Genomic DNA, 24,855 nt, shown 5'->3' on the forward strand with positions numbered 1-24,855 from the left:
GGTCCCTCACGGCTCCTGGCGTTCCCTTGTGTTCCCTCGTGTGCCCTGCGGTTCCGCCGCCACCCCCATCCGGTCCTCCGCGGGGTCTCGCTCGGGCATCCTCGGGTTCGTCGAACGAAAGTCGGTACGGGCGGATCCTCCGGCATACTCGCGCAGTGGAGCGCCGATCTGACGGCCTTTCGCGACATCTTCGCCCGAACGGGTGTGCCGGAGGCGTGGCGGAGGGGCGCGAGGGGCCTACGATCGGCTGCGTCGCTTCGAGGGGGGAAGTAGGCTTGATCACCCGTCGTGGATGGTGATCATCTGACTTACCGTCGGATGCTCTCGTGGTTCGACGCTGCGTCAGGACCTCTGCCGCGCCGTCCGGTTGGCCCAGGGTGGTCGCGCGGTCACCGGACGGGCGGTGCGGGGGCCGGCGCGACGCACAAGTGGACATGGACAGCGGCAGTCGACGTGGAGCATGGGTGGTGAGTTCCGGGATGGTGGTCCCCGCGGACGGGGGTGCCGGCGGCGGCACAGCGCGGGGAGCGGACTCCACCGCCGTCACCAGGGCGGGCGGCAGGGGCCTTCCGCAGCAACCGGGACCGGTCGAGCCCTCGCTCGCCTGGCCGCCGGACGCGTGGGAGGAGGCCCGCCGGCGGGTGCAGCGGGCCGCCCGCGGCTACGTCTGGCTGAATCTGGTCGAACAGCGGCTCCGCTCGGTGGTCGCCGAGGTGCTCCGGCCGGTCTACGAGCCGGTGCACGGCGAGGACTGGGTGATAGCGGCCGCCGGCCCCTCCGGGGAGGAGTGGGTGCAGCGGGCGGGGGCGGTGCGCGAGGTGAGCCGGCGGAAGGGCTACCTCCTCGACCCCGCCGACGACGACCTGGTGGTCTTCCTGACCCTGCCGCAGCTGCGCGAGCTGATGGTGCAGCACTGGCCGTGCTTCGAGCCGTTCCTCGCCGACCGGCGCGAACTGGAGCTCGCGCTGGACGAGTTGGAGGTCGCCCGGCACGTCGTCTCGCGCAACCGGGCGCTCACCGACAACGTCCTGGAGCAGGCCGAGCGGGCGGCGGGACGGCTGCTGGCGCTGCTCGACGGGGGCGGCGGCGCCGGCTCGCCGGGGCTGCGCGCCCCGGCCGACGTGGTCGAGGAGCTGGTCGGCGACCGGTACGGGGACGTCATCGGGGTGCATCCGGACCGGGTCCGGCTGCAACGCCAACTCCCGGTCGAGGACCTGCTGAACGGGGCCCGGCGGCTGGACGCGATCGGCATCGGCCTCAACCTCCTCTGCCAGAACTTCACCGGCCGGCGGCTGGTCCAGCTGGCCGCCTCCGGCTGCCGCACCCGGCTGCTCTTCCTCAACCCGGCCAGCTCGGCGGTGCGCCGCCGGGAGCGCGAACTCGGCCTTGGCCGGGGGGAGTTGGCCCGCGGCGTGGAGAACAACATCATGCACGTCCGGCGGGTCAGGTCGCGGCTGCGGGACACCGGCGGCTTCGAGATCCGGGTCTTCGACGAGGTCCCGCGGTTCACCGCCTACCTGGTGGACGGGGACGGGCCGGACGGGATCGCCGTGGTCCAGCCGTATCTGCGGCGGGCGCGCGGGAGCGAGTCGCCCGCGCTGGTGGTGCGCGCCGGCGGCGTCGGCGGGGCGCGCGGCGTACGCGCCGGGCGCGCGGGGGCCGCGATCGACCCGGAGCGGCTGCGGAGCCAGGAACTCGGCCTCTTCCAGGTCTACCAGGAGGAGTTCGAGGGGATCTGGGGCGACTCCCGCCCGGTCTCCTGAGCCGGCGGCCACCCGGCCGGAAGGACTTCACGGCGTTCTCATGAGCGGCTCATGGAGGACCGATAGCGTGTCAGATGCCGGCCGGGCGCGTCCTCCTGGCGTTCACCGCCATGGGCGTGAACCGGCCGGTCCAGACTTCTCTCGCGCCCGCGAGCCCGCCCCCGACCCCCCGGCGATGTTGTCAGTGGGGGGCGGGATGATGGGGGCGACCGGACAGCGGGCGAGAGGACGGGCTGTCGGATGACTTGGGCTGATGGCGTACTGGTCGGCTTCGACCTGGAGACGACGGGCACGGATCCGGCGACCTCACGGATCGTCACCGCCGCGCTGGTGAAGACCAAGGGCGGCGAACCGGTCGGCACGCCGGGGGCGTGGGTGGTCGATCCCGGGATACCGGTCCCGGCCGAGGCCGCGGCGATCCACGGGTACACCACCGAGCGGGTCCGCGCGGAGGGCCGCCCGCCCGCCGAGGCGGTGGACGAGATCGCCGCCGCCCTCTGCGGCCATCTCGCGGACGGGGTGCCGGTGGTGGTCTTCAACGCCCCCTTCGACCTCTCCCTGCTGGAGGCCGAGCTGGCCCGGTACGGGCTCGCCTCGCTCGCCGAGCGGCTCTCCGCCCGGCGGGGCGCGCTCCCCGGGGGCGCGCCCGCGCTGATCGGCCCGGTGATCGACCCGCTGGTGCTCGACCGCAGGCTGGACAGGTACCGCCGCGGCTCGCGGACGCTGGGCAGCGTCTGCGCCGCCTACGGGGTGGTCTTCGCGGCGGCCGACGCCCACCAGGCGGGCGGGGACGCGCTGGCCGCCGTGCGGGTCGCGGTGGCGCTGGCCCGCCGGCACGCCGGCCAGCTGGACGGCGTCGACGCCGAGCTGCTCCACCGGCACCAGGTGGGCTGGCACGCCGAGTGGGCGGCGGACTTCGAGGGCTGGCTCCGCCGCGGCCGCGAGCCCGGCGCGACGATTCCGCGGGACTGGCCGCTGCGGGCGGGGTAGCCCGCAGGCGGCGGACTCAGGGTGCCGCTCCGCCCTGAGGCGGAGAGGAGTCCACCCGAGGCTCAACCCGTGGGACGAGTCCTCGGCGCCGACGCCGGGAGAGGATATAGCCCGGGGGTACCGCCGGGCCCGGTGAGCGGTGGCGACCTAGGATGGTCATCGCCTGCCACTTACCTGCCGACCGGCTAGTAAGTCATCCCCGAAGCGTCGAGATCTCTGGCCGGCCTGCCTTGGAGGCATCCCAGCAATGTTCCGCCGGATAGGGCGAGTAGTCGTCCGCCATCCCATCTGGACGATCGTGGCGTGGTTGATCGCCGCGGTCGCCATCGTCGCGTCGGCACCCAGCCTGCCGTCGAACAGCGACGAGAGCAGCTTCCTGCCGAAGAGCTATGAGTCCATTCAGGCCATGGACCTCCAGCAGAAGGCCTTTCCGCAGGCCTTCACGCCGTCCGCGATCGTGCTGTTCGACCGTACCGACGGCGGGCGGCTGACCGCGGCGGACAAGGCCGAGGTCGCCAAGGTCACCCAGGAGCTCGGCGCCAAGAAGATCGACCAGGTGCAGCGGGTCGTCCCGGGCATCCCGTCCAAGGACGGCAAGTACGACATGGCGCTGGTCCAGATGGACAAGGCCAACGCCGGCACCCCGAAGCAGGCAGACGCGGCCAAGACGCTCCGGGCCGACGCCAAGGACCTGGTCCGCGGCTCCCCGCTGGAGGCCAAGCTCGGCGGCTCCGCCGCGCAGGCCCTCGACCAGCAGGACGCCTCCAGCAGTGGTCAGGCGATCATCGCCTACGGCGTCTTCCTCATCATCCTCGTCACCCTTCTGATCATCTTCCGGGCGCCGATCATCGCGATCCTGCCGCTGGTGATGATCGGCGTGGTGGCCTCGGTCGCCAACGGGCTGATCGCCGACGCCACCAAGCTCTTCGGCCTGCAGGCGAACAGTTCGGTCTCGTCGATCCTGGTCGTGGTGCTGTTCGGGGTCGGCACCGACTACTTCCTCTTCCTGATGTTCCGGTACCGGGAGCAGCTGCGGGCCGGCGAGGAGCGCCGGGAGGCCATGATCAACGCGGTCGGCCGGGTCGGTGAGGCGATCGCCTCCGCCGCCGGCGCGGTGATCATCGCCTTCCTCGCGCTGACCCTCTCCAGCCTGGGCTTCCTCAAGCAGATGGGCCCGGCGCTGGCGATCGCCGTCGCGGTCACCCTGCTGGCCGGACTCACCCTGATCCCCGCAGTCTGCTCGCTGATCCGCCCGCGGGCGCTGTTCTGGCCGTCCAAGGCCTGGCAGCGGGAGCCCTCCAACGCGCGGTTCGCGGCGCTCGGCCGGACGGTGCAGAAGCGGCCTGCGATCGTGGCCCTGGTCTCCGGCCTGGTGATGGTGGCGCTGGCGTTCGGCGCGACCGGCTTCAAGGCCACCTTCGACCTGGCGTCCGGCTCGATGCCGAAGACCGCCGAGTCGATGGTCGTGCAGAACCAGATGCAGGCCGCCTACTCGGCCGGCGCGGCCGACCCGACGCAGGTCTACCTGACCAGCACCCAGGGGCAGCCCATCGACAAGGCCGCGCTGCCGGCCTTCGAGCAGAAGCTCAAGGGCGTCGGTGGCGTCGCCGCCGTGCAGCCGACCGGCCTGAGCAAGGACGGCGAGACGGCGAGCATCTCCGTCACCCTCAAGTACAAGCCGGAGAGCGACCAGGCGCTGAGCGCGGTGGACCAGGTGCGCTCCGTCGCCCACGCCGACGCGCCGCCCGGGACCAAGGCGCTGGTCGGCGGAACCTCCGCGATCTACAAGGACATCGACAAGGCGGTCAACCACGACTACCGGACGGTGTTCCCGGTCGCGGCCATCCTGATCATGGTGATCCTGGGGCTGCTGCTGCGGTCGCTGGTCGCGCCGTGGTACCTGATGGCCTCGGTGGCGCTGGGCTTCGGCGCGACGCTGGGCGCGACGGTGCTGATCTTCCAGAACATCGGCGGGCAGGACGGCCTGATGTTCATGCTGCCGGTGATCATGTACTTGTTCGTGGTCGCCATCGGCACGGACTACAACATCCTGATGATCGCGCGGCTGAGAGAAGAGGCGCGGGAGGGGCGCTCGCCCCGGGAGGCGGCGGCGCAGGCGCTGCGGCACGCCGGGCCGACGGTGGCGGCGGCCGGGTTCATCCTGGCGGCGACCTTCGCCAGCATGATGCTGGCCGGGCAGTCCTTCCTCACCGAGATGGGCTTCACGGTGGCCTTCGGGATCGTGGTCGCGGCGTTCGTGATGGCGATGTTCTTCACGCCCAGCCTGACCGCTCTGATCGGGCACGCTGCCTGGTGGCCGGGGCACGCGGATCGCAAGGGCGGGTCCGGATCGCTGCCGGAGGGCTCGTCGCCCGAGGACGAGTCCGACGAGGCGCGCCGGGTGGTCGCGGTGCAGCGCCCGCGACGGTAACCGCTTCTGCGGGGTGGGCCCCCGTGCGGCCCGGGTTCCGACCCGGGCGGCGCGGGGGCCCGTTCGCTCTGCCTCTGCCCCTCGCCCCGGAAATCGCGGGCGCGGAGAGCTACAGGCCCGCCGCGTACTCCAGCGCCCCGCGCGGAAGCTCGGCGCAGCCGGTGTAGCGGGTCAGCAGGAGGCGGGCGAGTTCCGGGGCGGGGCCCAGGGGCGCGGCCAGGGTGGCGGCGCCGGGCGCGTCGGTCGTCGCGGCGGCGATGCGGTCCGGGAGGAGGCCGGGGGCCAGGAGGTACGGGGCCACGGCGATGCGGGTCGCGCCCGCCGCACGCAGCGCGGCTATCGCGTCGGGGACCCGCGGCCCGGAGGCCGAGGCGTAGGCCACCTCGACGGCCGCCCAGCCCCGCGTCGCGCGGTACGCGGCCGCCACCCCCCGGGTCGCCGCGTTCGCGGCCGGGTCCGAGGAGCCCGCCGCGGCGAGGACGATCCCGGTGCCCGGGGAGGGGTGGACGCCGGCCTCCGCGAGCCGGCGGTCGAGGGCCGCGAGGAGGAGCGGATGCGGGCCGAGGACGTCGGCGAGCCGGACGTCCAGCCCGGGAAGCCGGGACGTCGCCTCGGCCAGCACCCCGGGGATGTCGTGCTTGGCGTGGAAGGCCCGGTTGAGGAGCAGCGGGACCGCGATCACCGGCCGCTCCGGGTCGTCCGACCAGAGGCGTTCCAGGACCTGGGGGAGCCGGGGCGCGCAGTGGTCGAGGTACCCCGCGGTGACCGCGAGGTCCGGCCGCAGCCCGCGCAGCGCCGTCGTCAGCCCGCTGACGACCGCGGCGTGCCGGGGGTCCCGGCTGCCGTGGGCGACGAGCAGCAGTACCGGCTGACGTGGTGGCGTCATGCGCATCTCCGTGATCACCTCTTGGCGGCGAGCAGTCCGCGGGAACGTAGCACCCGCCGTTCCATCGGGGAGAAGACGACCAGTTCGATCCCGATCCCGACGAGCAGGATCAGGATGATGGTCGCGAGTACCGTCGGCATGTCCTGGATGTCACGGGCGTTTTCCAAAGCCTGACCGAGGCCGATGCCCAGGGCGGGAGAACTCGCGATCAGCTCGGCCGCCATCAGGGACCGCCAGGCGAACGCCCAGCCCTGCTTGAGGCCGGCCATGTAGCCCGGCATCGCGGCCGGCAGCAGGATGTGCCAGATGCCGCGGAGTCCGGTCGCGCCGAGCGTCCGGCCGGCCCGCAGGTAGAGCGGCTGGACCTGGTCGACCCCGGCGACCAGGCCGTTGGCGATGGACGGCACGGCGCCGAGGAGGATGACGCAGTAGATGGTGGCGTCGGAGAGGCCGAACCAGATGATGGACGCCGGCACCCAGGCCACCGAGGGGATGGACTGCAGCCCGGTGAGGATCGGCCCGATGGCCGCCCGCACCACCTTCACCCTGGCCACCACCAGGCCGAGCGGGGTGCCGATCACCGTCGCGACCAGGAAGCCGAGGACCCCGCGGGAGAGCGAGGTCCAGATCGGCTGGAGGAGGGTGCCCTTCAGCCACTCCTGGTGGAGGCTGTTCCAGACGTCGGCGGGACCGGGGAGGAGGTCCGGGCGCTTGATGCCGGACCAGTAGATCAGCTGCCAGATGACGAGGACGAGGACGACCGCGACCACCGGCGGCAGGACCTTGCGGAGGAGCACCGCCCGGAGCGGTTCGCGGGCCGGCTCGCTGCTCTCCAGGGCGTCCAGGCCCGCTTCCAGCCCGGAGAGGCCGGTCGCGGTGGTGTCCGCCGACTCGGTTCGGGTCTCAGTGCTGGCCATGGCGGCGGATCTCCCCACGGAGCTGTTCGGTGATCTCGACGGAGAGTTCGGCCACGCCCGCCGACTCGATGCGGCGGGGCTGCGGCAGGTCGATCGTCCACTCGCGGGCGATCCGGCCGGGGCGGGAGGAGAGGAGCACCACCCGCTGGGCGAGGCGGACCGCCTCCCGGACGTTGTGGGTGACGAAGAGGACGGAGAGGCCGAGCCCGGAGTCGCCGGAGGTGTTGGCGGCCCCCCAGATCCGGGTGAGCTCCTCGTGGAGGACGTCCCGGGTGATGGCGTCCAGGGCGGCGAAGGGCTCGTCCATCAGCAGCACAGGGGACTGCTGGGCGAGGGCGCGGGCCATCGCCACCCGCTGGCGCATCCCGCCGGAGAGCTCGTGCACCCGCTTGCGGTAGGAGCCCTTCAGCCGGACGAGTTCGAGCAGCCGCTCGGCCTCGTCCCTGCGGTCGGCCCGGGGCACCCCGCGCAGCCGCAGGGCGAGTTCGATGTTGCGGCCGGCGGTGAGCCACGGGAAGAGCGCGTGCTCCTGGAACATCAGGGCGGCCCGGCCGCCCTCGACCTCGATCGCCCCCTGGCTCGGCGACTCCAGGCCGGCCACCAGGTTGAGCAGGGTGGACTTGCCGCAGCCCGAGGCGCCGAGGAGGCAGACGAACTCGCCGGGGGCGACGTCCAGGCTGATGTCGTCCAGTACCGGCGCCGATCCTGGGCGGCCGAAGGTCTTGGAGACGTGGTCGATGCGGACGGCCGGGGCCGTGCCGGAGCCGGGCTCCGACGGCGCGGCCGACCGGGGGGGCTGGGTGAGCGCCGGGGCCATGCCGGTCACCTCCTGTGCTTTCTGAGCCGGTGCCCGCCCCGCGTCCCCGTCGGCGTGATCGACGGGCATCGACGGGATCGCCGCAGGGGGCGCGAGGGCGGGCACCGGAGTCGGGGAGGGGTACAGGGGTACGGGACGCGGATCAGTAGGCGACGCTCACTGCGTGCCGAGGCCCGCCGCGCTGACGGCGGGCTTTCCGGCGGCCTTGAGCACCTTGTTCAGCGGGGTCAGGTCGTAGATCCCGCTGAGGTCGGGGGCGGAGAGGAGGCCCGCGGTGACCGCGTGCTGCGCCTCCGTCTTGAGGGTGGAGGCCAGCGGGTCGTCGGTGACCTCGATGTTCTTCCAGGCGTCGTCGAGGACGACGGTCGGCAGGGGCTTGCCGGTGAGCTTGGCGAGCGCCTGGTTGGCGGTCTTCTTCGCCTCGGCCGGGTTGGCGGCGATCCAGTCGTTGGTGTCGACGGAGGCCTTGAGGACGGCCTCGACCACGTCCGGGTGCGCCTTGAGGAACTTCTGCGAGACGATCACGTTGGTGGTGACGAACCTGCCGCCGGGCCACAGGCTCTTCTCGTCGACGAGGGTCTTCCCGCCCGCCGCGACCAGCTTGGAGGCGGTCGGCTCGGGCACCCAGGCACCGTCGATCTGATCGGACTTGAACTCGGTGGGGGTGAGGGAGTTGTCCGTGCGGACCACCGAGACGTCGCCCTTGCCGGACTGCGCGTCCTCCTTGAACCCGTGCTGGGAGAGGAAGTTGAGGAGGGCGACGTCCTGGGTGTTGCCGAGCTGCGGGCTGGCGATCCTCTTGCCCTTGAGGTCCGCGATGGACTTGATCTTCGACGGGTTCACCACCAGCGAGGCGCCGCCGGAGACCGAACCCGAGATGATCCGCAGGCTGGTGCCCTTGGACTTGCTGTAGCCGGAGATCGCCGGGGAGGGGCCGATCCAGCCGATGTCGATCGAGCCGGCGTTGAGCGCCTCGATCTCGGACGGGCCGGCGTTGAAGATCTGGGTCTGCAGCTTGGTGCCGCCCAGGTCCTTCTGGAACCGGCCGTTCTCCACCCCCACCAGCGGGGTGGTGTGGGTGATGTTGCCGAAGTACCCGATCCGCACGGTGGACGCGGAGAGCGCCTTGCCGGACGCCTGGACGGTGGACCCGGTGGTCGCCGCCTGGGAGCCGTACCCGCAGGCGGACAGCAGCGCGGCGAGGGCGAGGACGGAGCCCGAGAGGAGCGCGGGCTTTCTCCAACGCTGGCGCGGGGTGGACAGGACGGGGCGGACGGACATGATGGCGGACCTCGACTCGACAGGAGGAAGGAGCGGGGGAGGGGGCAGGCGCCGGGCGGACGGAATCCGCCCGGGCCGCCGGGCTGCTGCGCGCGGTCAGCGCGGACAGTCCCCGACCCCGCCCTGCCCGGCGCCGAGCGCGCCGCTCCCCACGCGGCCGCCCTCCTTCGCCATCAGCGAGAAGGCCTCACCGGTGGCGGTGCCGGCGGTGCCGGACCCGCGAACCGGAGAGGTCGCCTCAACCCCCGTGCCGTCGGCCATGGTTCAGAACGCCTCTCCGGCCATGCCGGCGGTCAGCGTGGAGCCGTCCGCCTGGTCGACGAGGATGAAGGAGCCGGTGCGGCGGTTGACCGCGTAGGGGTCCAGGGCCAGCGGCTCGGCGGTGCGCAGCACCACGTGACCCAGGTCGTTGAGGCCCAACTCGTCCGGGCGCTCGGCCCGTTCCAGGGTCTCCACGTCCAGGCGGTAGGGGATGTCCTTGACGACGGCCCGCACGGTGCGGGTGGTGTGCCGCAACAGGACCTTGTCGCCGATGCGCAGCGGGCGCTCGTGGAGGTGGCAGACGGTGGCCTCGATGTCCTTGACCGGTTCGGGCGCGGGCGCCCCGGCGATCAGGTCGCCGCGGGAGACGTCCAGGTCGTCGGCCAGACGCACGGTCACCGACTGCGGGGCCCAGGCCAGTTCGGCCTCCCCGCCGTCCATGGTGTCGATCCCGGCGACGGTGCTGGTCTGCCCGGAGGGCAGCACGGTCACCTCGTCCCCGACCCGCAGCACCCCGGAGGCCAGCTGCCCGGCGTAGCCGCGGTAGTCGGCGTGCTCGGCGCTCTGCGGGCGGATGACGTACTGCACGGGGAAGCGCACCGGGTCGCCCGCCGGGTCGGCGGCGACCTGGACCGACTCCAGGTGCTCCAGCAGCGTCGGCCCGCCGTACCAGTCCATCTCGGCGCTGGGCTCGACCACGTTGTCCCCGGCCAGGGCCGAGATCGGGACCGCGGTCACCTCCGGCACGCCCAGCCGCCGCGCGGTGGCGGTGAACTCCTGCGCGATGGCGGCGAAGACCGGCTCGGCGTAGCCGGCCAGGTCCATCTTGTTGACGGCCAGCACCACGTGGGGGACCCGCAGCAGGGCGGCCACCGCCAGGTGCCGGCGGGTCTGCTCGACCACGCCGTTGCGGGCGTCCACCAGCACCACGGCCAGCTCGGCCGTGGAGGCGCCGGTCACCATGTTCCGGGTGTACTGCACGTGCCCGGGGGTGTCGGCCAGGATGAACCGCCGCTTGGCGGTGGCGAAGTAGCGGTAGGCCACGTCGATGGTGATGCCCTGCTCGCGCTCGGCCCGCAGGCCGTCGGTGAGCAGCGCCAGGTCGGGGGCCTGCTGGCCGCGCCGGCGGGAGGCCGACTCGACCGCCTCCAACTGGTCGGCCAGCACCGACTTGGAGTCGTGGAGGAGCCTGCCGACCAGGGTGGACTTGCCGTCGTCCACGGAGCCGGCGGTGGCGAAGCGCAGCAGCGAGGTCTCCTCGGCGACCAGCCGGGCGGCCGCCGACTGCACTGCGGTGTCGGTGAGTTCGGACATCTTTAGAAGTACCCCTCGCGCTTGCGGTCTTCCATGGCGGCCTCGGACAGCTTGTCGTCGGCGCGGGTGGCCCCGCGCTCGGTCAGCCGGGAGGCCGCCACCTCGGCGATCACGGCCTGGACGTCGGCGGCCTCGGAGTCGACGGCCCCGGTGCAGGACATGTCGCCCACCGTGCGGTAGCGCACCCGCCGCTTCTCCACGGTCTCGCCGTCCTTCGGGCCGCCCCACTCGCCCGCGGTCAGCCACATCCCGTTGCGCGCGAACACCTCGCGCTCATGGGCGTAGTAGATCTGCGGCAGCTCGATCCCCTCCCGGGCGATGTACTGCCACACGTCCAGCTCGGTCCAGTTGGAGATCGGGAAGACCCGCACATGCTCGCCCGGCAGGTGCCGGCCGTTGTACAGCTGCCACAGCTCCGGGCGCTGCCGGCGCGGGTCCCAGGCGCCGAACTCGTCGCGGAGGCTGAAGACCCGCTCCTTGGCCCGGGCCTTCTCCTCATCCCGTCGGCCGCCGCCGAAGACCGCGTCGAACCGGCCCCGCTCGATGGCCTCCAGCAGCGGCACGGTCTGCAGCGGGTTGCGGGTGCCGTCCGGCCGCTCCCGCAGCCGCCCGTTGTCGATGAACTCCTGGACGGAGGCCACGTGGAGGCGCAGCCCGTGCTTCTCGACGGTGCGGTCCCGGAACTCGATGACCTCCGGGAAGTTGTGCCCGGTGTCCACATGCAGCAGCCCGAAGGGCACCGGCGCCGGCCGGAACGCCTTCAGTGCCAGATGCAGCATGACGATCGAGTCCTTGCCGCCGGAGAAGAGGATCACCGGACGCTCGAACTCCCCCGCCACCTCGCGGAAGATGTGCACCGCCTCCGCCTCCAACGCGTCCAGATGGGAGAGCGCGTACGGGCGGTTCCCAGCGGTGGTGGCGGCGCTGGAGCCGGGCTTGGTTGCGTCGGTCTCGGTGGCGACGGTCACGCCAGTCCCCTCTCGTTGAGCAGTGCCTCAAGCGCGGCGGCCGACTCCTCGACCGTCTGGTCCTGGGTCTCGATGCGCAGATCCGGCGAGGCCGGCGGCTCGTACGGGTCGTCCACCCCGGTCAGCCCGCTCAGCTCACCCGCCGCCTGCTTGGCGTACAGCCCCTTGACGTCCCGGTCGGAGCAGACCTCCACCGGCGTGGCCACATGCACCTCCAGGTACGCGGTGCCCCGGTCGGCGTGCCGCTTGGCGACGGCCTCCCGGGACTCGGCATAGGGGGCGATCACCGGTGCGAGGACCACCACCCCGTGCGAGGCGAGGAGTTCGGCGACGAAGCCGATCCGGGTGACGTTGGTGTGCCGGTCCTCGCGGGTGAAGCCGAGCCCGCGGGACAGGTACTCGCGGATCTCGTCGCCGTCCAGCACCTCGACCCGCCGTCCACCGGCACGCAGGCGGTCGGCGAGGGCGCGGGCGATCGTCGTCTTGCCGGCGCTGGGCAGGCCGGTCAGCCATACGGTCGCGCCGCTTGCGGTGCCTCCCGCTGAGGCGGGGGCGTCGGGCGGGGCGGTGCTCATCGGACGGGGCTCCAAGGTCTCGACGGTAAGAAACAGGCGTGGACGGAAGGGAACGGTAAGAGGGCCGGGGGTACTCTCTCAGGCCTTGCTGAGAGGTTCATGAAGGCCGCACTCGGTCTTGGAGAGCCCAGCCCAGCGCCCGTCCCGGGCGCTCTCGCCGGGCAGCAGCCGCCGCGTGCAGGGCGCGCAGCCGATGGACCCGTAGCCGTCCATCAGCAGCGGGTTGGTAAGAACGCCGTGAGAGGCAACGTAGGCGTCCACGTCCTCCTGGGTCCAGCGGGCGATGGGGGAGACCTTGACCCGGCCGTTCTTCTCGTCCCAGCCCACGACGGGCGTGTCGGCCCGGGACGGGGACTCGTCCCGGCGCAGGCCGGTGGCCCAGGCCTGATAGCCCGCCAGACCGCGACGGAGCGGCTCCACCTTCCGCAGGGCGCAGCACAGGTCGGGATCCCGGTCGTGCAGCCGCGGTCCGTACTCGGCGTCCTGCTCGGCCACGCTCTGACGGGGGGTCAGTGTGATCAGGTTCACGTCGTAGACGGCCTCGACGGCGTCTCTGGTGCCGATGGTCTCGGCGAAGTGGTAACCGGTGTCGAGGAACACCACGTCGACGCCGGGCTTCACAGTGGAGGCCAGATGGGCCACCACCGCGTCCTCCATCGAGGAGGTCACGCAGAAGCGGTCGCCGAAGGTCTCCACCGCCCAGCGCAGGATGTCCTGCGCGGACGCGTTCTCCAGCTCGTGGCCGGCCGTGGTCGCCAGTGCCCTGAGCTCGTCCGCCGAGCGGTCGGCTGCGGTCATCGGTCCATTCCCTCTGCTGGGTACGGGGAGTCGTGGGGGTCGTCAGTGTGGGCGTGGGCGTGGGCGTGGGTGTCGGCGGATCGCGGGGCGAGGAGGCCGAGGAAGCCCAGCCGGAACGCGCGCCGGCAGGACACGCAGTCCCAGGCGCCGTGTCCGGCCTCGCTCGGCCGGAGGTCCTCGTCCCCGCAGTAGGGGCAGTAGAAGGGGGCGGCCCGCTCGCTCACGGCGTCCTCCTACTTCAGGTCCGACTCGGGGGCGCGGGCCGCCCACTGGGCGAACCGCTCGCCGTCCTGACGGTCCGCCAGGTACCGCCGGAGCACCCGCTCGATGTAGTCCGGCAGCCCGGCCGAGGTCACCTTCAGGCCGCGGACCTTGCGGCCGAAGCCGGGGTCCAGGCCGAGCCCGCCGCCCAGGTGCACCTGGTAGCCCTCGACCTGCTCGCCGTTCTCGTCCAGGATCAGCTGCCCCTTGAGACCGATGTCCGCGGTCTGGATCCGGGCGCAGGCGTTCGGGCAGCCGTTCAGGTTGATGGAGATCGGCTCGTCGAACTCCGGGAGCCGGCGCTCGAGTTCGGCGATCAGGTCGGCCCCGCGGCTCTTGGTCTCGACGATGGCCAGCTTGCAGAACTCGATGCCGGTGCAGGCCATCGTGCCGCGGCGGAAGGCGGACGGCTCGACCTGGAGGTCCAGCGCGGCCAGCCCGGCCTTCAGCGACTCGACCCGGTCCTCGGGCACGTCCAGCACCACCATCTTCTGGTGGGCGGTGGTGCTGAGGCGGCCGGAGCCGTGCTCCTCGGCCAGGTCGGCGACCTTGGCCAGCAGCCCGCCGTCCACCCGGCCGACCCGCGGCGCGAAGCCGATGAAGTAGCGGCCGTCCTTCTGCCGGTGGACGCCGATGTGGTCGCGCCAGCGGTCCACCGGCTCGGCCGGGGCGGGCCCGTCGACCAGCTTGCGGTGGAGGTACTCGTCCTCCAGCACCTGCCGGAACCTCTCCACCCCCCAGTCCGCCAGCAGGTACTTGAGCCGGGCGCGGTTGCGCAGCCGGCGGTAGCCGTAGTCGCGGAAGATGCCGGTGACCCCCGCCCAGACCTCGGGGACCTCGTCCAGCGGCACCCAGGCGCCGAGCCGCTCGGCGAGCCGCGGGTTGGTGGAGAGGCCGCCGCCGACCCAGAGGTCGAAGCCGGGGCCGTGCTCGGGGTGCTCGACGCCGACGAAGGAGATGTCGTTGATCTCGTGCACCACGTCCAGGGTCGGCGAGCCGGAGATCGCCGTCTTGAACTTCCGCGGCAGGTTGGAGAACTCGGGGCTGCCGATGTACTTCTCGCTGATCTCCTCGATGGCCCGGGTGCCGTCCAGGATCTCGTCGGCGGCGATCCCGGCGACCGGCGAGCCGAGGATGACGCGGGGGACGTCGCCGCAGGCCTCGGTGGTGGAGAGGCCGACGGCCTCCAGCCGCTGCCAGATGTCCGGCACGTCCTCGATCCGGACCCAGTGCAGCTGGATGTTCTGGCGGTCCGTCAGGTCGGCGGTGCCGCGGGCGTACGCCTGGGAGACCTCGGCGATGGTGCGCAGCTGCTCGGTGGTGAGCCGGCCGCCGTCGATCCGGACCCGCAGCATGAAGTAGCGGTCGTCCAGCTCCTCCGGCTCCAGGATCGCCGTCTTGCCGCCGTCGATCCCGGGCGCCCGCTGGGTGTACAGCCCCCACCAGCGGAAGCGGCCGCGGAGGTCGCTGGGATCGATGGAGTCGAAGCCGGCCTTGGCGTAGATCGTCTCAATGCGTGTCCGCACATTGAGACCGTCGTCGTCCTTCTTCGTCTGCTCGTTGCCGTTGAGCGGGGTGAAGTGTCCGGCCGCCCACTGGCCCTCGCCGCGGTGGCGGCCCGCCTTGCGCGCGGCGGGGCGCGGGGCCCGGTCGGTGGAAGGGGAGGAAGCCATGTGGTGGGTCCTTCGGCAGGTTCGGCCTCGCGGGGGCCTTCGGCTTCCGGGACGCACCGGCTTTCCCGGCCGGTGGACCGGGGTGTTCCGTGTGCTGGCTGGTCGTGGGGGTCCCGACCTGTCCCGGGGCCGCCGGCTCCGCTACGGCAGGGGCAGCAGAGTTGGTGTGGCGGTTTCAGCGGGGTGGTGACGAACCGTCACCGGGCACAGGTCGCCGGACAGATGGCGCTGGACATGCGGCCGAGGTCGACGTGCAGTCGACCTACCAGATCCGTACCAGCGTGAGACATGGCTAGAGAGTCGCACGCAGATCTTCCGGACGTCCACTGCTGTCCGCACTGTGAACAAATGACTCTCGAATAATGAGATGAAATATCGGAGCGCCTTCTTGCCGCGCCGGAGCCCGATCCTCCGCTGACAGCCGGGGCCCATGTGCCACTCATGCTTCACTCATATACGGCCCTTACCTTGAGGGCCATGACTCTTATCGACCCCGCCCGCCTGGCCAAGTCGATCCCGCAGGTTCGGCGCTTGATCGACCAGCGGGACCGGCTCCTCCGGCAGCGCGACGACCTGCGGGAACAGGTGGAGGCCATCCGCCTTGAGCGCGACTACCTGCAGCAGCTCGGCGGGGCCGGGCCGTCCGACGGCGAAGCCGAGGCCTCTTACACATACGCCTTCATCCTCACCTACGGCCGGTCCGGGTCGACCCTGCTGCAGAACCTGTTGACCTCCGCGCCCGGGGTGCTGATCCGCGGCGAGAACCAGGGCGTGCCGTACCAGCTGTACCGCTACCACTCGCAGGTGCTCCACCACCGGGACCGGCTGGCCCGGCCCGAGCCGCTGCCGCCCACCCACCCCTGGTTCGGCATCGACGGCTACCCCGAGGCGCACGCGCTGCGCAGCATGCGGCGCCTGATCACGGAGACCCTGCTGCGTCCGCATCCGGACACCAGGGTGGTCGGCTTCAAGGAGATCAACTGGCCCTTCGGCGAGCTGGTCGCCTACGTGGACTTCCTGAGCGGGATCTTCCCCGGGGCCCGCTTCATCGTGAACACCCGGAACCTGGACGACGTGGCCAAGAGCAAGTGGTGGGGGCGCCGGGAGGACGCTCTGGACCACCTCGGCGAGCTGGAGGAGCGGATGCTGGCCGCCGCGGGCCATCTGGGCGACCGCGCCTTCCGCATCCACTACGACGACTACCTGGCCGACCCCGGCCGGCTGGAGCCGCTCTTCGAGTGGCTGGGCGCCGAGTACGACCGTGAGCGGATCGAGAAGGTGATGGGGATCCGCGCGTCGTACTGAGGGGGCCGCGTGGACTGAGGGGCCGTCAGGTCGACGGAGTGTCACGGGTGCTGACGCTCCGAGAAGGCCGCCGGTCCGCGCGCGGAACCGGGCTGACCGGCGGCTACCTTAGAAGCGTGCAGCATGCAGGCGGCGACCCCGGGAGGCAGGACCCGCGGGCGGAACACGGCGAACCCGGGGACACCGGCGGACGACCCGACCCTGCCGGGCCATCCGGGGTGCCCGGAGCGCCCGGAGTGCCCGGGGTGCCCGGGTATCGCGCCCCCTTCCCGGGGAGCACCGCCGCCCCGGCCTCCGTGAACCGGGAACGCGACCGGGAACGCGACCGCGCCCGGGCCCGTGCCCGGCACCGCGGGCGGGCCGGCCGGCGGCGGGCGATCCGCCGCTTCGGCGGCACGCCGTTCTGGTCGGTGCTGTGGGACCTGATCAAGGAGACCACCAACACCTGCATGGAGTACCGGGTCACCGGCCTCGCCGCCGAGGTGGCCTTCTTCACCCTGATGTCGGTGCCGCCGCTGCTGCTCTGCGTCGCCGGCACCCTGGGGTACCTGGACGACCTGCTGGGCGCCGGCACCATCGCCGACCTCCAGCGGGACATCCTCAACGCCTCCGGGACCGTCCTCTCCCAGTCCTCCATCGACCAGATCGTGAAGCCGCTGCTGCGGAGCGTCTTCGACGGCGGCCAGCCGGGGCTGATCTCGATCGGCTTCGCCTTCGCCCTGTGGTCGGGATCGCGGGCGCTCTACGTCTTCGTGGACACCGTGACGATCATGTACGGGCTGGACGGCAAGCGCGGGATCGTCCACACCCGGGTGCTCTCGCTGGGCCTCTATATAGCGGCGCTCATCGTGGGGTCCGTGGTGCTGCCGCTGATCGTCGCCGGACCGGGGATGGTGGTGGCGGTCTTCCCGGCCACCGCCGGGCTGGTCCACGCGCTGTACTGGCCGGCGGCGCTGCTGCTCTCGGTGGTCTTCCTGACCACCCTCTACCACGTGGCCGTCCCGGTGCGGACGCCGTGGCGGGAGGACATCCCCGGGGCGCTGGTCGCGCTGCTGGTGCTGGTGGTCGGCAGCATCATCCTGCGGGTCTACCTGGTCCACTCGGTCGAGGGGCCGACCGTCTACGGCTCGCTGGCCGCGCCGGTCGCGGTGCTGCTGTGGATCGGCGTGACGGCGATGTCCGTGCTGGTGGGTGCAGCGATGAACGCGGCCGTGGACCGCAAGTGGCCGAGCGCGCAGACGCTCAAGGCGCGGGCCGAGATCGCGCGGGCGCGGCGGCGCGCGGACGCGCCGGTCGACCCGGAGGGCAACGCGCCTGCGGAGTTCCCCGAGCGCTGGGCGAACTTCCTCCCCCCGACGGAGCTACGCGCCCGCCTACGCGCGAAGCCGACCCTCCCCGAGGACGAGGAACAGCCCCAGCAGCCCCCGGGCGACACCCCGCAATGACGCCCGTAGGGCGAAGTGGGGCCCGCCGCGACCGGCGGCGCGCTCGGCAAGGGGCACTGGGTTGCAACTGCTTCTCCGCGGCCGGATGCCGCCCGGTCGCGGCGGCCCGCGCAGTTCCCCGCGCCCCTGACTTGCGCCTGCGGCGCTGCGCGGGTCCCGCAGCGTCCGGGCGCCGCCCCGCAATGACGCCCGTAGGGCGAAGTCGGGGGCGCGGGGAACTGCGCGGCCCGCCGCGACGGGCGGCGCGTTCGGCGACGGGCGCTGGGTTGCAACTGCTTCTCCGCGGCCGGATGCGGCCCGGTCGCGGCGGCCCGCGCAGTTCCCCGCGCCCCTGACTTGCGCCTGCGGCGCTGCGTTCGGGGCCGGGGGTTTTCCTCGGGGCTCACGGAGTGTCAGCGGGTGTACCAGAGGTGGTGCATGGCGTAGGTGCGCCAGGGGCGCCAGTCCGTGGCGTTGGTGGGGGTGAGGCCGTGGGCCTTCAGGGCGGCTCGGAGGACCACGTCGCCCTCGAGGAGGACGTCCGGGTCGGAGAGGGTGCGCATCCGGATGTAGCCCGCCGTCCAGGGGCCGATGCCGCGCAGCGCGAGGAGGCGCTTCTCGGTGTCCTCGCGGTCGGCGCCCGGGTCGAGGACGACCTCGCCGCCCGCCAGCGCCGCGCACAGGCCACGGATCGTGGCCCGCCGGGACTCCGGCATGCCGAGTTCGCCGAGGCCCGCCTCGGCCAGCGTCTCCGCGGTGGGGAAGAGCAGCGTCAACCCGCCCGAAGGGGACGGCAGCCCGTCCAGCCCCTCGCCGTAGGCGGCGGCCAGCCGGCTGCCGAGCCCGCGGCCCGCGGCCACCGTCACCTGCTGGCCGAGCACCGCCCGCACGGCCAGCTCGTGCGGCTCCGCCGCGCCCGGCGAGCGGAGCCCCGGGCGCTTCCCGGCCAGCGGCCCGAGCACCGGGTCCGCGGCCAGCCGCTCGCCGACGGCGTACGGGTCGGCGTCCAGGTCGAAGAGCCGGCGCGTGCGCTGGCCGGCGGTGGTGAGGTCGCGGAGGTCGGCCAGGTGCAGCCGGCAGTCGAGCCAGCGGGCGTCCGGGCCCGGCTCGTCCACCTCGACCACTCCGGGCCCGTGCGGCAGCCGCAGCGTCCGGCGGTAGGTGCGGGTGCCCCGCACGCCGAGGATCTCCTCGACCCCGGTCAGCGCGCGCAGCTCCAGATAGTCGAAGATCTCGCCGCCGGCGTACGGGCCGCGGAAGGCGAGGCGCAGCGGAAGCCCGCCGCCGGACCCGCCGGACCCCCGGGCGCCCCCGCCCGGGCCCGCCGCGGCGAGGGCGCCGTGCGCAGCTGCGTCGGGGTCGCCGCGTACAGCTCCCGGATGGTGTCGTTGAACTGGCGGACGCTGGCGAAGCCGGCCGCGAAGGCCACCTCGGAGGCGGGCAGTTCGGTGCTCTGCAGCAGGATCCGCGCGGTGTGGGCGCGCTGCGCCCGGGCCAGCGCCACCGGTCCGGCGCCCAGCTCGGCGGTGAGCTGGCGCTGCATCTGCCGGGTGCTGTAGCCGAGCCGGTCGGCCAGCCCGGCCACCCCCTCCCGGTCCACCACGCCGTCCGCGATCAGCCGCATCGCCCGGCCGACCACGTCCGCCCGGATGTTCCACTCCGGCGAGCCGGGGACGGTGTCCGGCCGGCAGCGTCGGCAGGCGCGGTAGCCGGCCGCCAGGGCCGCGGCCGCGCTGCGGTAGAAGGTGACGTTCGCCCGCTTGGGGGTGGTCGCCGGGCAACTCGGCCGGCAGAAGATGCCGGTGGTCCGCACGGCGGTGAAGAACACGCCGTCGAACCGCGCGTCGCGGCTGCACACCGCCTGGTACCTGCTGTCGTCGTCCACCCCTCTACTGTGCGTCCTCGGCGACCCCTCCGCTGGCGGAAATCGGACGCGAAGACCGGGGCGCCCCGGCGGGCTCCTCGCGCAGCCCCGGGGCGAGCGCCAGGGTCACCGCCAGCGAGACCGCGCCGAGCACCGCCATCGCCGTACCGGCCGCCATCCGCTCGGCCAGCAGCCCGCCCGCGGTCGCCCCGACGGCCTGCATGGTGAGCATCCCTGAGCCGTGGAGGCCCAGCGCCTGCCCGTGCAGCCGGCGGGGGGTCAGGGCGATCAGCCGCTCCTGCAGCAGCAGGCTCGCCGCGTACCCGACCGAGGCCAGCGCCACCAGCGGCAGCGCGAACCCGAGCCCCGGGCGGAGCAGCAGAAGCGGGTACGGCGCCGCGAGGAGCAGCCGCAGCGGCGCCGCGAAGCGCCCGTGCAGCCGCTGCGGCAGGAACCTGCCGACCCAGACGTCTCCGGCCAGCATGCCGAGCGCCCCGGCCGCGAACAGCCACCCGGCCCGCGTCGGCGCGTACGGCACGAACAGCGCCTCACAGCCGACCACCAGGCCGTTCGGCACCCACAGCGCGCCGTACACCCAGCGCCGGGCGGGCCGCGACCACAGTTCGGCGTTGATCCGCCAGGTCGCCGCGATCGAGGGGCGGCCGCTCGCCCTGGCCGGCCTGGACCGCAACCCGAGGCGGGCGGCGAGGGCGGCTGCCGCGAAGCCGCCGGCGGCGGCGAGCAGCGTGCCCCGCGAGCCCAGCGCGGCGATCAGCGTGCCGCCGAGGGCGTAGCCGAGGATCTGGCAGAGCCCGACCGAGATGTTCAGCACCGACCGGCCCAGCACATAGCCGTCCTCCGGCAGCACCTCGCTGAGGAGGCCCACCCGGGCGCCGCCGCCGACCGCCCCGGCCAGCCCCTCGGCGAGGACGATCCCGGCGATCGCGAGCGCCGGCAGGCCGGGCAGCGCCAGCAGCGCCGTGGTCAGGGCGAAGAACGCGGGCAGTGCGGTGAGCAGCGCCCGCGGCGGCAGCCGGTCGGCGGCCGACATCAGCAGCGTCGCCCCGATCAGCTGGCCGAAGGAGGGGCCGAACATGCTGAGCGCGGAGAGCAGCGGGGAGTGGCTGGCCGCGTAGACGAGGGTGCCGAGGGCGATCCCGGACGCCGTGAGGGCGGCCGTCTGGAGGGAGGAGAGGGCGAAGAGCGGGGTGAACTCGCGGGACTCCGGCCCGCGGAACAGCTCGCGATACGTGTGCATGGCCGGGAGTCTCCGGTCCGGCCGCGGTCTGCGGCTAACCTTTCGCCGACCCGCGAAAGACGCGGATCCGGTGAGGGCGGTGCTCCGTGGGCGTGTGGCTGGTGGACGCCGAGACGATGGCGCGCGGGCGGTTCGCGTACTCGCCGCTCGCCGAGACCTGCGCGGCGCTGCTCACCCTCGCCGAGGGGACGCCCGGCCACCCCGGGGAGGCGCGCTGGCTGGCCTCCGTACTGCCCCGGTTCCGGGCCAGGCTGGGCGCCGATCCGGTGGACCGGCTGCTGCTGGGCCGGCTGGCCGGGGCCTCCTGGGTGGCCGACTTCTGGATCCCGTCTCATCTGGCGGACGGCGAGCGGACGTTCCGGGAGGAGCTGGCCGAGGTCGCCGCGGTGGCCCCGGAGCAGGTCCGGGAGGATCTGCGGCCCTGCCACCCCGGGGTGCCGCTGCCCGCCGAGCTCCTCGCCGACCCGGACCCGGCCGGGCGGACCGCGGCCCTGCTGGAGTGGGTGTGGCGGGAGGCGGTGGAGCCGGACTGGGAGCGGCGCCGCCGGCTGCTGGAGACCGATGTCCTCTTCCGCACCGTCCGGCTCGGCCGGGGCGGCTGGTCGGCCGCGCTGGAGGGGCTGCGGCCGGGCACCCGCTGGCTCGGCGCGGGCCGTCTGCAGATCAACCGGTACGACCTGCCGCCGCGCGTGGTGTCCGGGGCCGACCTGGTCTTCGTGCCGGTCACGCCCCGGCGGGGCTGGGTGAGCTGGGAGCGGACCGGCGGCAGCCCGGGGCCGGCCGGGCCGGCGGGGCCGGCGGGGTACGAGGTGCGGCCGGGCCGGTTCGGGGTGGTCTACCCGGCGCACGGGGTCGCCGCGGTGGAGCGACAGCCCGGCGGCGCCGGAGCGGACGGCGGCGGTGCCGCAGCGGACGGCGGGGGCGACGCGTTGCCGCGGGGCTCCGGCGGCAGGGCGGGCGGTACCCTCGCCCGGCTGCTCGGGGCCGGCCGGGCGGAGGTGCTGGCGCTGCTCGCGCCGGAGGCGCCGGTCTCCACCACCCAGCTGGTGGCGCTGACCGGGCTGCCGCTCGGTGCGGTGGGGCGGCATCTGCGGATCCTGCGGGAGGCCGGTCTGGCGGACCGGCGGCGGATCGGCCGCTCCGTGCTCTACGCGCGTACGCCCGCCGGCGATGTGGTGGTCCGGGCGGCGGGTTCGGGACGCCCTCCTCCTCAGTGACGGCGCCGGCGGAAGCGGGGCCCCTGGCCCTCGTGCCAGAAGGTGAAGGCCACGGCGGCCACCGCCAGCCCCACGATGACGATGCCGATGATCACGGTGCCGAGCATCTCGACCTCGCTCGGGTGGTCAGGCAAGTCCTCCGAGGACTCAACCAGCTGTTCCCAACGGTCAGTTGGTATCGACGTACTGCCCGGTCGGGAGGCTTCTCACACCAGGCCGTCCGGGGTCGGCCGCGGTCCGCCGCGGCGGGTGTAGCGACTGGTCATCAGGGTGTCCTTGGCCGGCCCGGTCACCGCCCAGACGAGGAGCCAGTGGTCGCGGTCCAGGATCCGGAAGCGGCCGGTGTAGTGGTCCTCGGCGCAGGGGTGCTCGGCCGTCCACTCCCCGGACCGGAGGTCCAGGATGTGGAAGGGGCGGCCGTCCTCGAAGGTGACCGCGGCCGTCCCCGGGGCGTCCCCCGGGTGGATGAGAAGGGTCCGGCTGGTCGGGTAGACGGAACCGTTCCACTTCATCTCGCCCTGCTCGGCGTGGACCAGCACGCCCTCGGCCGGGCCGGTCGGGCGATCGGCGTAGGAGAAGTCGGCCGTGCCGGTGTAGGTGCCGCGGACGCCGCCCAGGCGGTCCGCCAGCTCGCGTTCGCAGTCCCAGCTCCCGTGGAGGTACGCGAAGAGGTCGGGCACGGGGAGGATCGGAGCGATGCCGGTGCCGGCACCGGCGGATGTCGGGGTCTCGGTCACGGTCAGCTCTCCTCGCCGAGTGCGGCGGCCAGCAGCTCCAGGCCCGGAATCGCGCGGACGACCGCCTCCCGGTCGGCCGCCGCGAGGGTGTCCAGCGCTCCGGCCAGCCGCCGTTCGTGGGCCTGCTGCCAGTCGGCGAGCTGCCGCTCTCCGGCGGGGGTGAGGGCGATCCGCGCGGTACGGCGGTCGCCCGGGTCGTTCTGCCGGTCCACGAAGCCGGCCTCGAGCAGCTTGCCGATCAACCCGCTGACGGTGTTCGGCGCGAGCCGCTGGCGGGTCGCCAGCTCGCCCACCCGGAGCGGCCCGGCGGCCAGCGTCTGGAGCAGCTCGACCTGGGCCATGGGCAGCGATTCCCAGGGGTAGTCGGTGCGGATGCTGCTGCGCAGCGCGCGGCGGAGCCGGGTCACCACATCGGTGAGCCGGGCGGCCTGCGACTGCTCGGTCCGCGGTGGCTGCGGGGCGGGGGCGGGCTCGGGCGGCATGCGGATCAGCGTACCCGCGCGGGCGGAAGGCTCGGCCCGGGAACAGGTCGGTGGACGAATATGTCTGGGACCGATATAAACTGCTGCCATGGGGAGTGCACAGGGACTGGATCCGGCGTCCGGCGGGGCCGGACCGATCAGCAGCCATCCGGCGGTGGCCCGGCTCTTCGCCGAGCGCCCGCGGCCGCGCCGGATACGCGACTGGCGGCACGCCCACTGGCTGGCGGTCGCCTCGGTCTGCCTCGGCGCCTTCATGGGCCAGCTCGACGCGAGCATCACCACCCTCACCTTCCCCGCGCTGCAGCGCGGTTTCGGCGTGCCGCTGGCCGCGGTGGAGTGGGTCTCGCTCTCCTATCTGCTGGTGCTGGTCGCCCTGCTGACCCCGGTCGGCCGGCTCTCCGACCTCCTCGGACGCAAGGCCATGTACCTCTGGGGGTTCGTGGTCTTCACCGCCGCCTCGCTGCTCTGCGGCCTGGCCGGCCAGCTGTGGCTGCTGATCGCCTTCCGCGCGCTGCAGGCGGTGGGGGCGGCGCTGATGCAGGCCAACAGCGTGGCGCTGGTCTCCACAGCGATGCCGCGGGACCGGATCCGCTCCGGGCTCGGGGTGCAGGCGGCGGCGCAGGCGATCGGACTCGCGCTGGGCCCCACGCTGGGCGGGCTGCTGGTGGAGGGCGCCGGCTGGCGGTGGGTGTTCTGGGTGAACGTGCCGGTGGGGGCGGTCGCGCTGGTCGCCGGGTACTACCTCCTCCCGCGGACCCGGACCGCGGACGGCCGGATCGGCGGGGTACGGGCGCCGGCCGCCGGCGCCGGGCGGCGGTTCGACCTGGGCGGGCTGGCGCTGCTGGCCGCGGCGACCACCTCCGCGCTGCTCGCGCTCTCCGCCGCCTCCGGGCTCGATCTGCCCGGCTGGGCGGTCGCGCTGCTGCTGGTCCTGGCGGCCGGGTTCGGCGGGGTACTGGTCCGGCGGGAGCGGCGGGTGGAGTCGCCGCTGATCGACCCGCGGATGCTGACCGCGAAGGGGGTCCGGGGCGGGCTGCTGGCCGGGGTCTTCGGCTATCTGCTGCTCTTCTGCCCGCTGGTGCTGGTGCCGGAGCTGCTGGGGGCGAAGGGGGTCGGCGCGTCGGCGTCCGGGCTGCTGCTGACCGCGCTGCCGGCCGCGTTCGCGGTGAGCGCCACCGCCGGCGGCGCCCTGGTGCCGCGCGGCTGGGGGGACCGGGCGCGGGCCGCGGCCGGATCGCTGGTCTCCGCGTGCGGGCTGGGCGGGCTGATCGCGGCGACGGCGCTGGGGGCGCCGGACGCGGCGCTGGTGCCGGGGCTGGCGGCGGTCGGCTGGGGGCTGGGGCTGCTGCTGCCGGCCAACAACGCGCTGGTGATGCGGGCCATCCCGAGCGAGCAGGCCGGGGCGGCCGGCGGGCTGGTCAACATGACGCGGGGGCTGGGCACTTCGCTGGGCGTGGCGCTGCCCGCGCTGGGGGTGCATCTCGCCGGCGTGGCCGGAGGCTCGGTGTGGGTGCTGGGGGTGCTCGCCGCGGCGGCGGTGGGGGTGTGCGCGGGGACGGCCCGCGGGCCCCGTTGAGCAGCCCGAAGGGCTCCTGAGGGGCGCGGGGGACCGGCGCCGGCCACCTGCCGCACC

Annotated in this window: 22 protein-coding genes and 1 pseudogene; 7 read left to right on the forward strand and 16 right to left on the reverse strand. The window is 73.6% G+C overall.

Annotation, left to right across the window (positions count from 1 at the left end; all coding sequences use genetic code 11):
- The first annotated feature begins 434 nt into the window (after positions 1-434).
- The 3 genes from BS73_RS29240 to BS73_RS29250 all read left to right on the forward strand — a co-directional run bounded on the left by BS73_RS29240 (position 435) and on the right by BS73_RS29250 (position 5,184).
- On the forward strand, positions 435-1,763 hold the full coding sequence (locus tag BS73_RS29240) for an SAV2148 family HEPN domain-containing protein (protein WP_407675082.1): 1,329 nt from the start codon (positions 435-437) through the stop codon (positions 1,761-1,763).
- A 240-nt stretch (positions 1,764-2,003) separates the two neighbouring features.
- The gene (locus BS73_RS29245) at positions 2,004-2,753 is read left to right on the forward strand and encodes an exonuclease domain-containing protein (protein ID WP_037577491.1); all 750 of its coding nucleotides are present in this window, start codon (positions 2,004-2,006) and stop codon (positions 2,751-2,753) included.
- A 247-nt stretch (positions 2,754-3,000) separates the two neighbouring features.
- Positions 3,001-5,184, forward strand: a complete 2,184-nt coding sequence (locus tag BS73_RS29250; RefSeq protein WP_051941067.1) for an MMPL family transporter — start codon at positions 3,001-3,003, stop codon at positions 5,182-5,184.
- Between the two features lie 109 nt (positions 5,185-5,293).
- On the opposite strand, the gene BS73_RS29255 is transcribed toward BS73_RS29250, so the two are convergent.
- The 11 genes from BS73_RS29255 to BS73_RS29305 form a co-directional block, all read right to left on the reverse strand.
- Positions 5,294-6,070 (reverse strand): sirohydrochlorin chelatase, encoded by a 777-nt coding sequence (locus BS73_RS29255; RefSeq protein WP_037581643.1) that lies wholly within the window; start codon positions 6,068-6,070, stop codon positions 5,294-5,296.
- Positions 6,071-6,084: 14 nt separating this feature from the next.
- Positions 6,085-6,987 (reverse strand): ABC transporter permease, encoded by a 903-nt coding sequence (locus BS73_RS29260; protein ID WP_037577493.1) that lies wholly within the window; start codon positions 6,985-6,987, stop codon positions 6,085-6,087.
- On the reverse strand, positions 6,974-7,804 hold the full coding sequence (locus BS73_RS29265; RefSeq protein ID WP_037577495.1) for an ABC transporter ATP-binding protein: 831 nt from the start codon (positions 7,802-7,804) through the stop codon (positions 6,974-6,976). The genes BS73_RS29260 and BS73_RS29265 overlap by 14 nt, the downstream gene beginning before the upstream one ends.
- A 156-nt stretch (positions 7,805-7,960) precedes the next feature.
- Positions 7,961-9,085, reverse strand: coding sequence for an ABC transporter substrate-binding protein (locus BS73_RS29270; RefSeq protein WP_037577496.1), 1,125 nt, complete (start codon positions 9,083-9,085; stop codon positions 7,961-7,963).
- Positions 9,086-9,181: 96 nt separating this feature from the next.
- On the reverse strand, positions 9,182-9,346 hold the full coding sequence (locus tag BS73_RS38945; protein WP_200886855.1) for a hypothetical protein: 165 nt from the start codon (positions 9,344-9,346) through the stop codon (positions 9,182-9,184).
- A gap of 3 nt (positions 9,347-9,349) precedes the next feature.
- On the reverse strand, positions 9,350-10,660 hold the full coding sequence (locus BS73_RS29280) for a sulfate adenylyltransferase subunit 1 (protein ID WP_051941070.1): 1,311 nt from the start codon (positions 10,658-10,660) through the stop codon (positions 9,350-9,352).
- 2 nt (positions 10,661-10,662) lie between these two features.
- Positions 10,663-11,628, reverse strand: a complete 966-nt coding sequence (cysD, locus tag BS73_RS29285; RefSeq protein ID WP_037577498.1) for a sulfate adenylyltransferase subunit CysD — start codon at positions 11,626-11,628, stop codon at positions 10,663-10,665.
- Complete coding sequence (gene cysC, locus BS73_RS29290; protein WP_037577499.1) at positions 11,625-12,203, reverse strand: adenylyl-sulfate kinase; 579 nt, start codon at positions 12,201-12,203, stop codon at positions 11,625-11,627. Before cysC ends, cysD begins: the two co-directional genes overlap by 4 nt.
- Positions 12,204-12,281: 78 nt before the next feature.
- Entirely contained in the window at positions 12,282-13,001 is a 720-nt protein-coding gene (locus BS73_RS29295; protein ID WP_037577500.1) for a phosphoadenylyl-sulfate reductase, read from the reverse strand.
- Positions 12,998-13,225, reverse strand: a complete 228-nt coding sequence (locus BS73_RS38950; RefSeq protein WP_037577502.1) for a hypothetical protein — start codon at positions 13,223-13,225, stop codon at positions 12,998-13,000. The genes BS73_RS29295 and BS73_RS38950 overlap by 4 nt, the downstream gene beginning before the upstream one ends.
- A 9-nt stretch (positions 13,226-13,234) precedes the next feature.
- Positions 13,235-14,935 (reverse strand): nitrite/sulfite reductase, encoded by a 1,701-nt coding sequence (locus tag BS73_RS29305; protein WP_037577503.1) that lies wholly within the window; start codon positions 14,933-14,935, stop codon positions 13,235-13,237.
- A 477-nt stretch (positions 14,936-15,412) separates the two neighbouring features.
- On the opposite strand from BS73_RS29305, the gene BS73_RS29310 reads away from it, so the two are divergent.
- Together BS73_RS29310 and BS73_RS29315 are read left to right on the forward strand one after the other, a co-directional pair.
- Positions 15,413-16,240, forward strand: a complete 828-nt coding sequence (locus BS73_RS29310) for a sulfotransferase family protein (protein ID WP_037577504.1) — start codon at positions 15,413-15,415, stop codon at positions 16,238-16,240.
- 245 nt (positions 16,241-16,485) lie between these two features.
- Positions 16,486-17,685, forward strand: a complete 1,200-nt coding sequence (locus tag BS73_RS29315; protein ID WP_407675084.1) for a YihY/virulence factor BrkB family protein — start codon at positions 16,486-16,488, stop codon at positions 17,683-17,685.
- A 392-nt stretch (positions 17,686-18,077) separates the two neighbouring features.
- Here BS73_RS29315 and BS73_RS29320 read toward each other — a convergent pair.
- Positions 18,078-19,549 (reverse strand): annotated as a pseudogene (locus tag BS73_RS29320) (AlkA N-terminal domain-containing protein).
- 4 nt (positions 19,550-19,553) lie between these two features.
- On the reverse strand, positions 19,554-20,786 hold the full coding sequence (locus tag BS73_RS29325; RefSeq protein WP_037577506.1) for an MFS transporter: 1,233 nt from the start codon (positions 20,784-20,786) through the stop codon (positions 19,554-19,556).
- 86 nt (positions 20,787-20,872) lie between these two features.
- Here BS73_RS29325 and BS73_RS29330 point away from each other — a divergent pair, with 86 nt between their 5' ends.
- A complete protein-coding gene (locus BS73_RS29330; RefSeq protein ID WP_037577507.1) occupies positions 20,873-22,003 on the forward strand; it encodes a DUF5937 family protein in 1,131 nt (376 codons plus the stop codon).
- On the opposite strand, the gene BS73_RS38955 is transcribed toward BS73_RS29330, so the two are convergent.
- The 3 genes from BS73_RS38955 to BS73_RS29340 all read right to left on the reverse strand — a co-directional run bounded on the left by BS73_RS38955 (position 21,997) and on the right by BS73_RS29340 (position 23,222).
- Positions 21,997-22,137 carry a hypothetical protein gene (locus BS73_RS38955; protein ID WP_200886739.1) on the reverse strand — a complete coding sequence of 47 codons (141 nt, stop codon included), beginning with the start codon at positions 22,135-22,137 and terminating at the stop codon, positions 21,997-21,999. The two genes, BS73_RS29330 and BS73_RS38955, sit on opposite strands and share 7 nt — an antisense overlap.
- A gap of 72 nt (positions 22,138-22,209) precedes the next feature.
- Positions 22,210-22,740: a DUF6314 family protein gene (locus tag BS73_RS29335; protein WP_037577508.1), complete on the reverse strand. Its 531-nt coding sequence runs from the start codon at positions 22,738-22,740 to the stop codon at positions 22,210-22,212.
- Positions 22,741-22,742: 2 nt separating this feature from the next.
- Entirely contained in the window at positions 22,743-23,222 is a 480-nt protein-coding gene (locus tag BS73_RS29340; RefSeq protein ID WP_051941071.1) for a MarR family winged helix-turn-helix transcriptional regulator, read from the reverse strand.
- Positions 23,223-23,310: 88 nt separating this feature from the next.
- Between BS73_RS29340 and BS73_RS29345 the strand changes: the two genes are divergently transcribed.
- Positions 23,311-24,798, forward strand: coding sequence for an MFS transporter (locus BS73_RS29345; RefSeq protein WP_084704432.1), 1,488 nt, complete (start codon positions 23,311-23,313; stop codon positions 24,796-24,798).
- The last annotated feature ends 57 nt before the right edge of the window (positions 24,799-24,855 follow it).

The organism is Phaeacidiphilus oryzae TH49, from assembly GCF_000744815.1.
Classification (GTDB): domain Bacteria; phylum Actinomycetota; class Actinomycetes; order Streptomycetales; family Streptomycetaceae; genus Phaeacidiphilus; species Phaeacidiphilus oryzae.

Coding starts and splice junctions, on each gene's coding strand:
- BS73_RS29250 (WP_051941067.1), top strand. CDS start 3,001: ATGTTCCGCCGGATAGGGCGAGTAGTCGTCCGCCATCCCATCTGGACG.
- BS73_RS29240 (WP_407675082.1), top strand. CDS start 435: ATGGACAGCGGCAGTCGACGTGGAGCATGGGTGGTGAGTTCCGGGATG.
- BS73_RS29270 (WP_037577496.1), bottom strand. CDS start 9,085: ATGTCCGTCCGCCCCGTCCTGTCCACCCCGCGCCAGCGTTGGAGAAAG.
- BS73_RS29340 (WP_051941071.1), bottom strand. CDS start 23,222: ATGCCGCCCGAGCCCGCCCCCGCCCCGCAGCCACCGCGGACCGAGCAG.
- BS73_RS29280 (WP_051941070.1), bottom strand. CDS start 10,660: ATGTCCGAACTCACCGACACCGCAGTGCAGTCGGCGGCCGCCCGGCTG.
- BS73_RS29345 (WP_084704432.1), top strand. CDS start 23,311: ATGGGGAGTGCACAGGGACTGGATCCGGCGTCCGGCGGGGCCGGACCG.
- BS73_RS29295 (WP_037577500.1), bottom strand. CDS start 13,001: ATGACCGCAGCCGACCGCTCGGCGGACGAGCTCAGGGCACTGGCGACC.
- BS73_RS38945 (WP_200886855.1), bottom strand. CDS start 9,346: ATGGCCGACGGCACGGGGGTTGAGGCGACCTCTCCGGTTCGCGGGTCC.
- BS73_RS29325 (WP_037577506.1), bottom strand. CDS start 20,786: ATGCACACGTATCGCGAGCTGTTCCGCGGGCCGGAGTCCCGCGAGTTC.
- cysC (WP_037577499.1), bottom strand. CDS start 12,203: ATGAGCACCGCCCCGCCCGACGCCCCCGCCTCAGCGGGAGGCACCGCA.
- BS73_RS29255 (WP_037581643.1), bottom strand. CDS start 6,070: ATGACGCCACCACGTCAGCCGGTACTGCTGCTCGTCGCCCACGGCAGC.
- BS73_RS29305 (WP_037577503.1), bottom strand. CDS start 14,935: ATGGCTTCCTCCCCTTCCACCGACCGGGCCCCGCGCCCCGCCGCGCGC.
- BS73_RS29265 (WP_037577495.1), bottom strand. CDS start 7,804: ATGGCCCCGGCGCTCACCCAGCCCCCCCGGTCGGCCGCGCCGTCGGAG.
- BS73_RS29245 (WP_037577491.1), top strand. CDS start 2,004: ATGACTTGGGCTGATGGCGTACTGGTCGGCTTCGACCTGGAGACGACG.
- BS73_RS29310 (WP_037577504.1), top strand. CDS start 15,413: ATGACTCTTATCGACCCCGCCCGCCTGGCCAAGTCGATCCCGCAGGTT.
- BS73_RS29260 (WP_037577493.1), bottom strand. CDS start 6,987: ATGGCCAGCACTGAGACCCGAACCGAGTCGGCGGACACCACCGCGACC.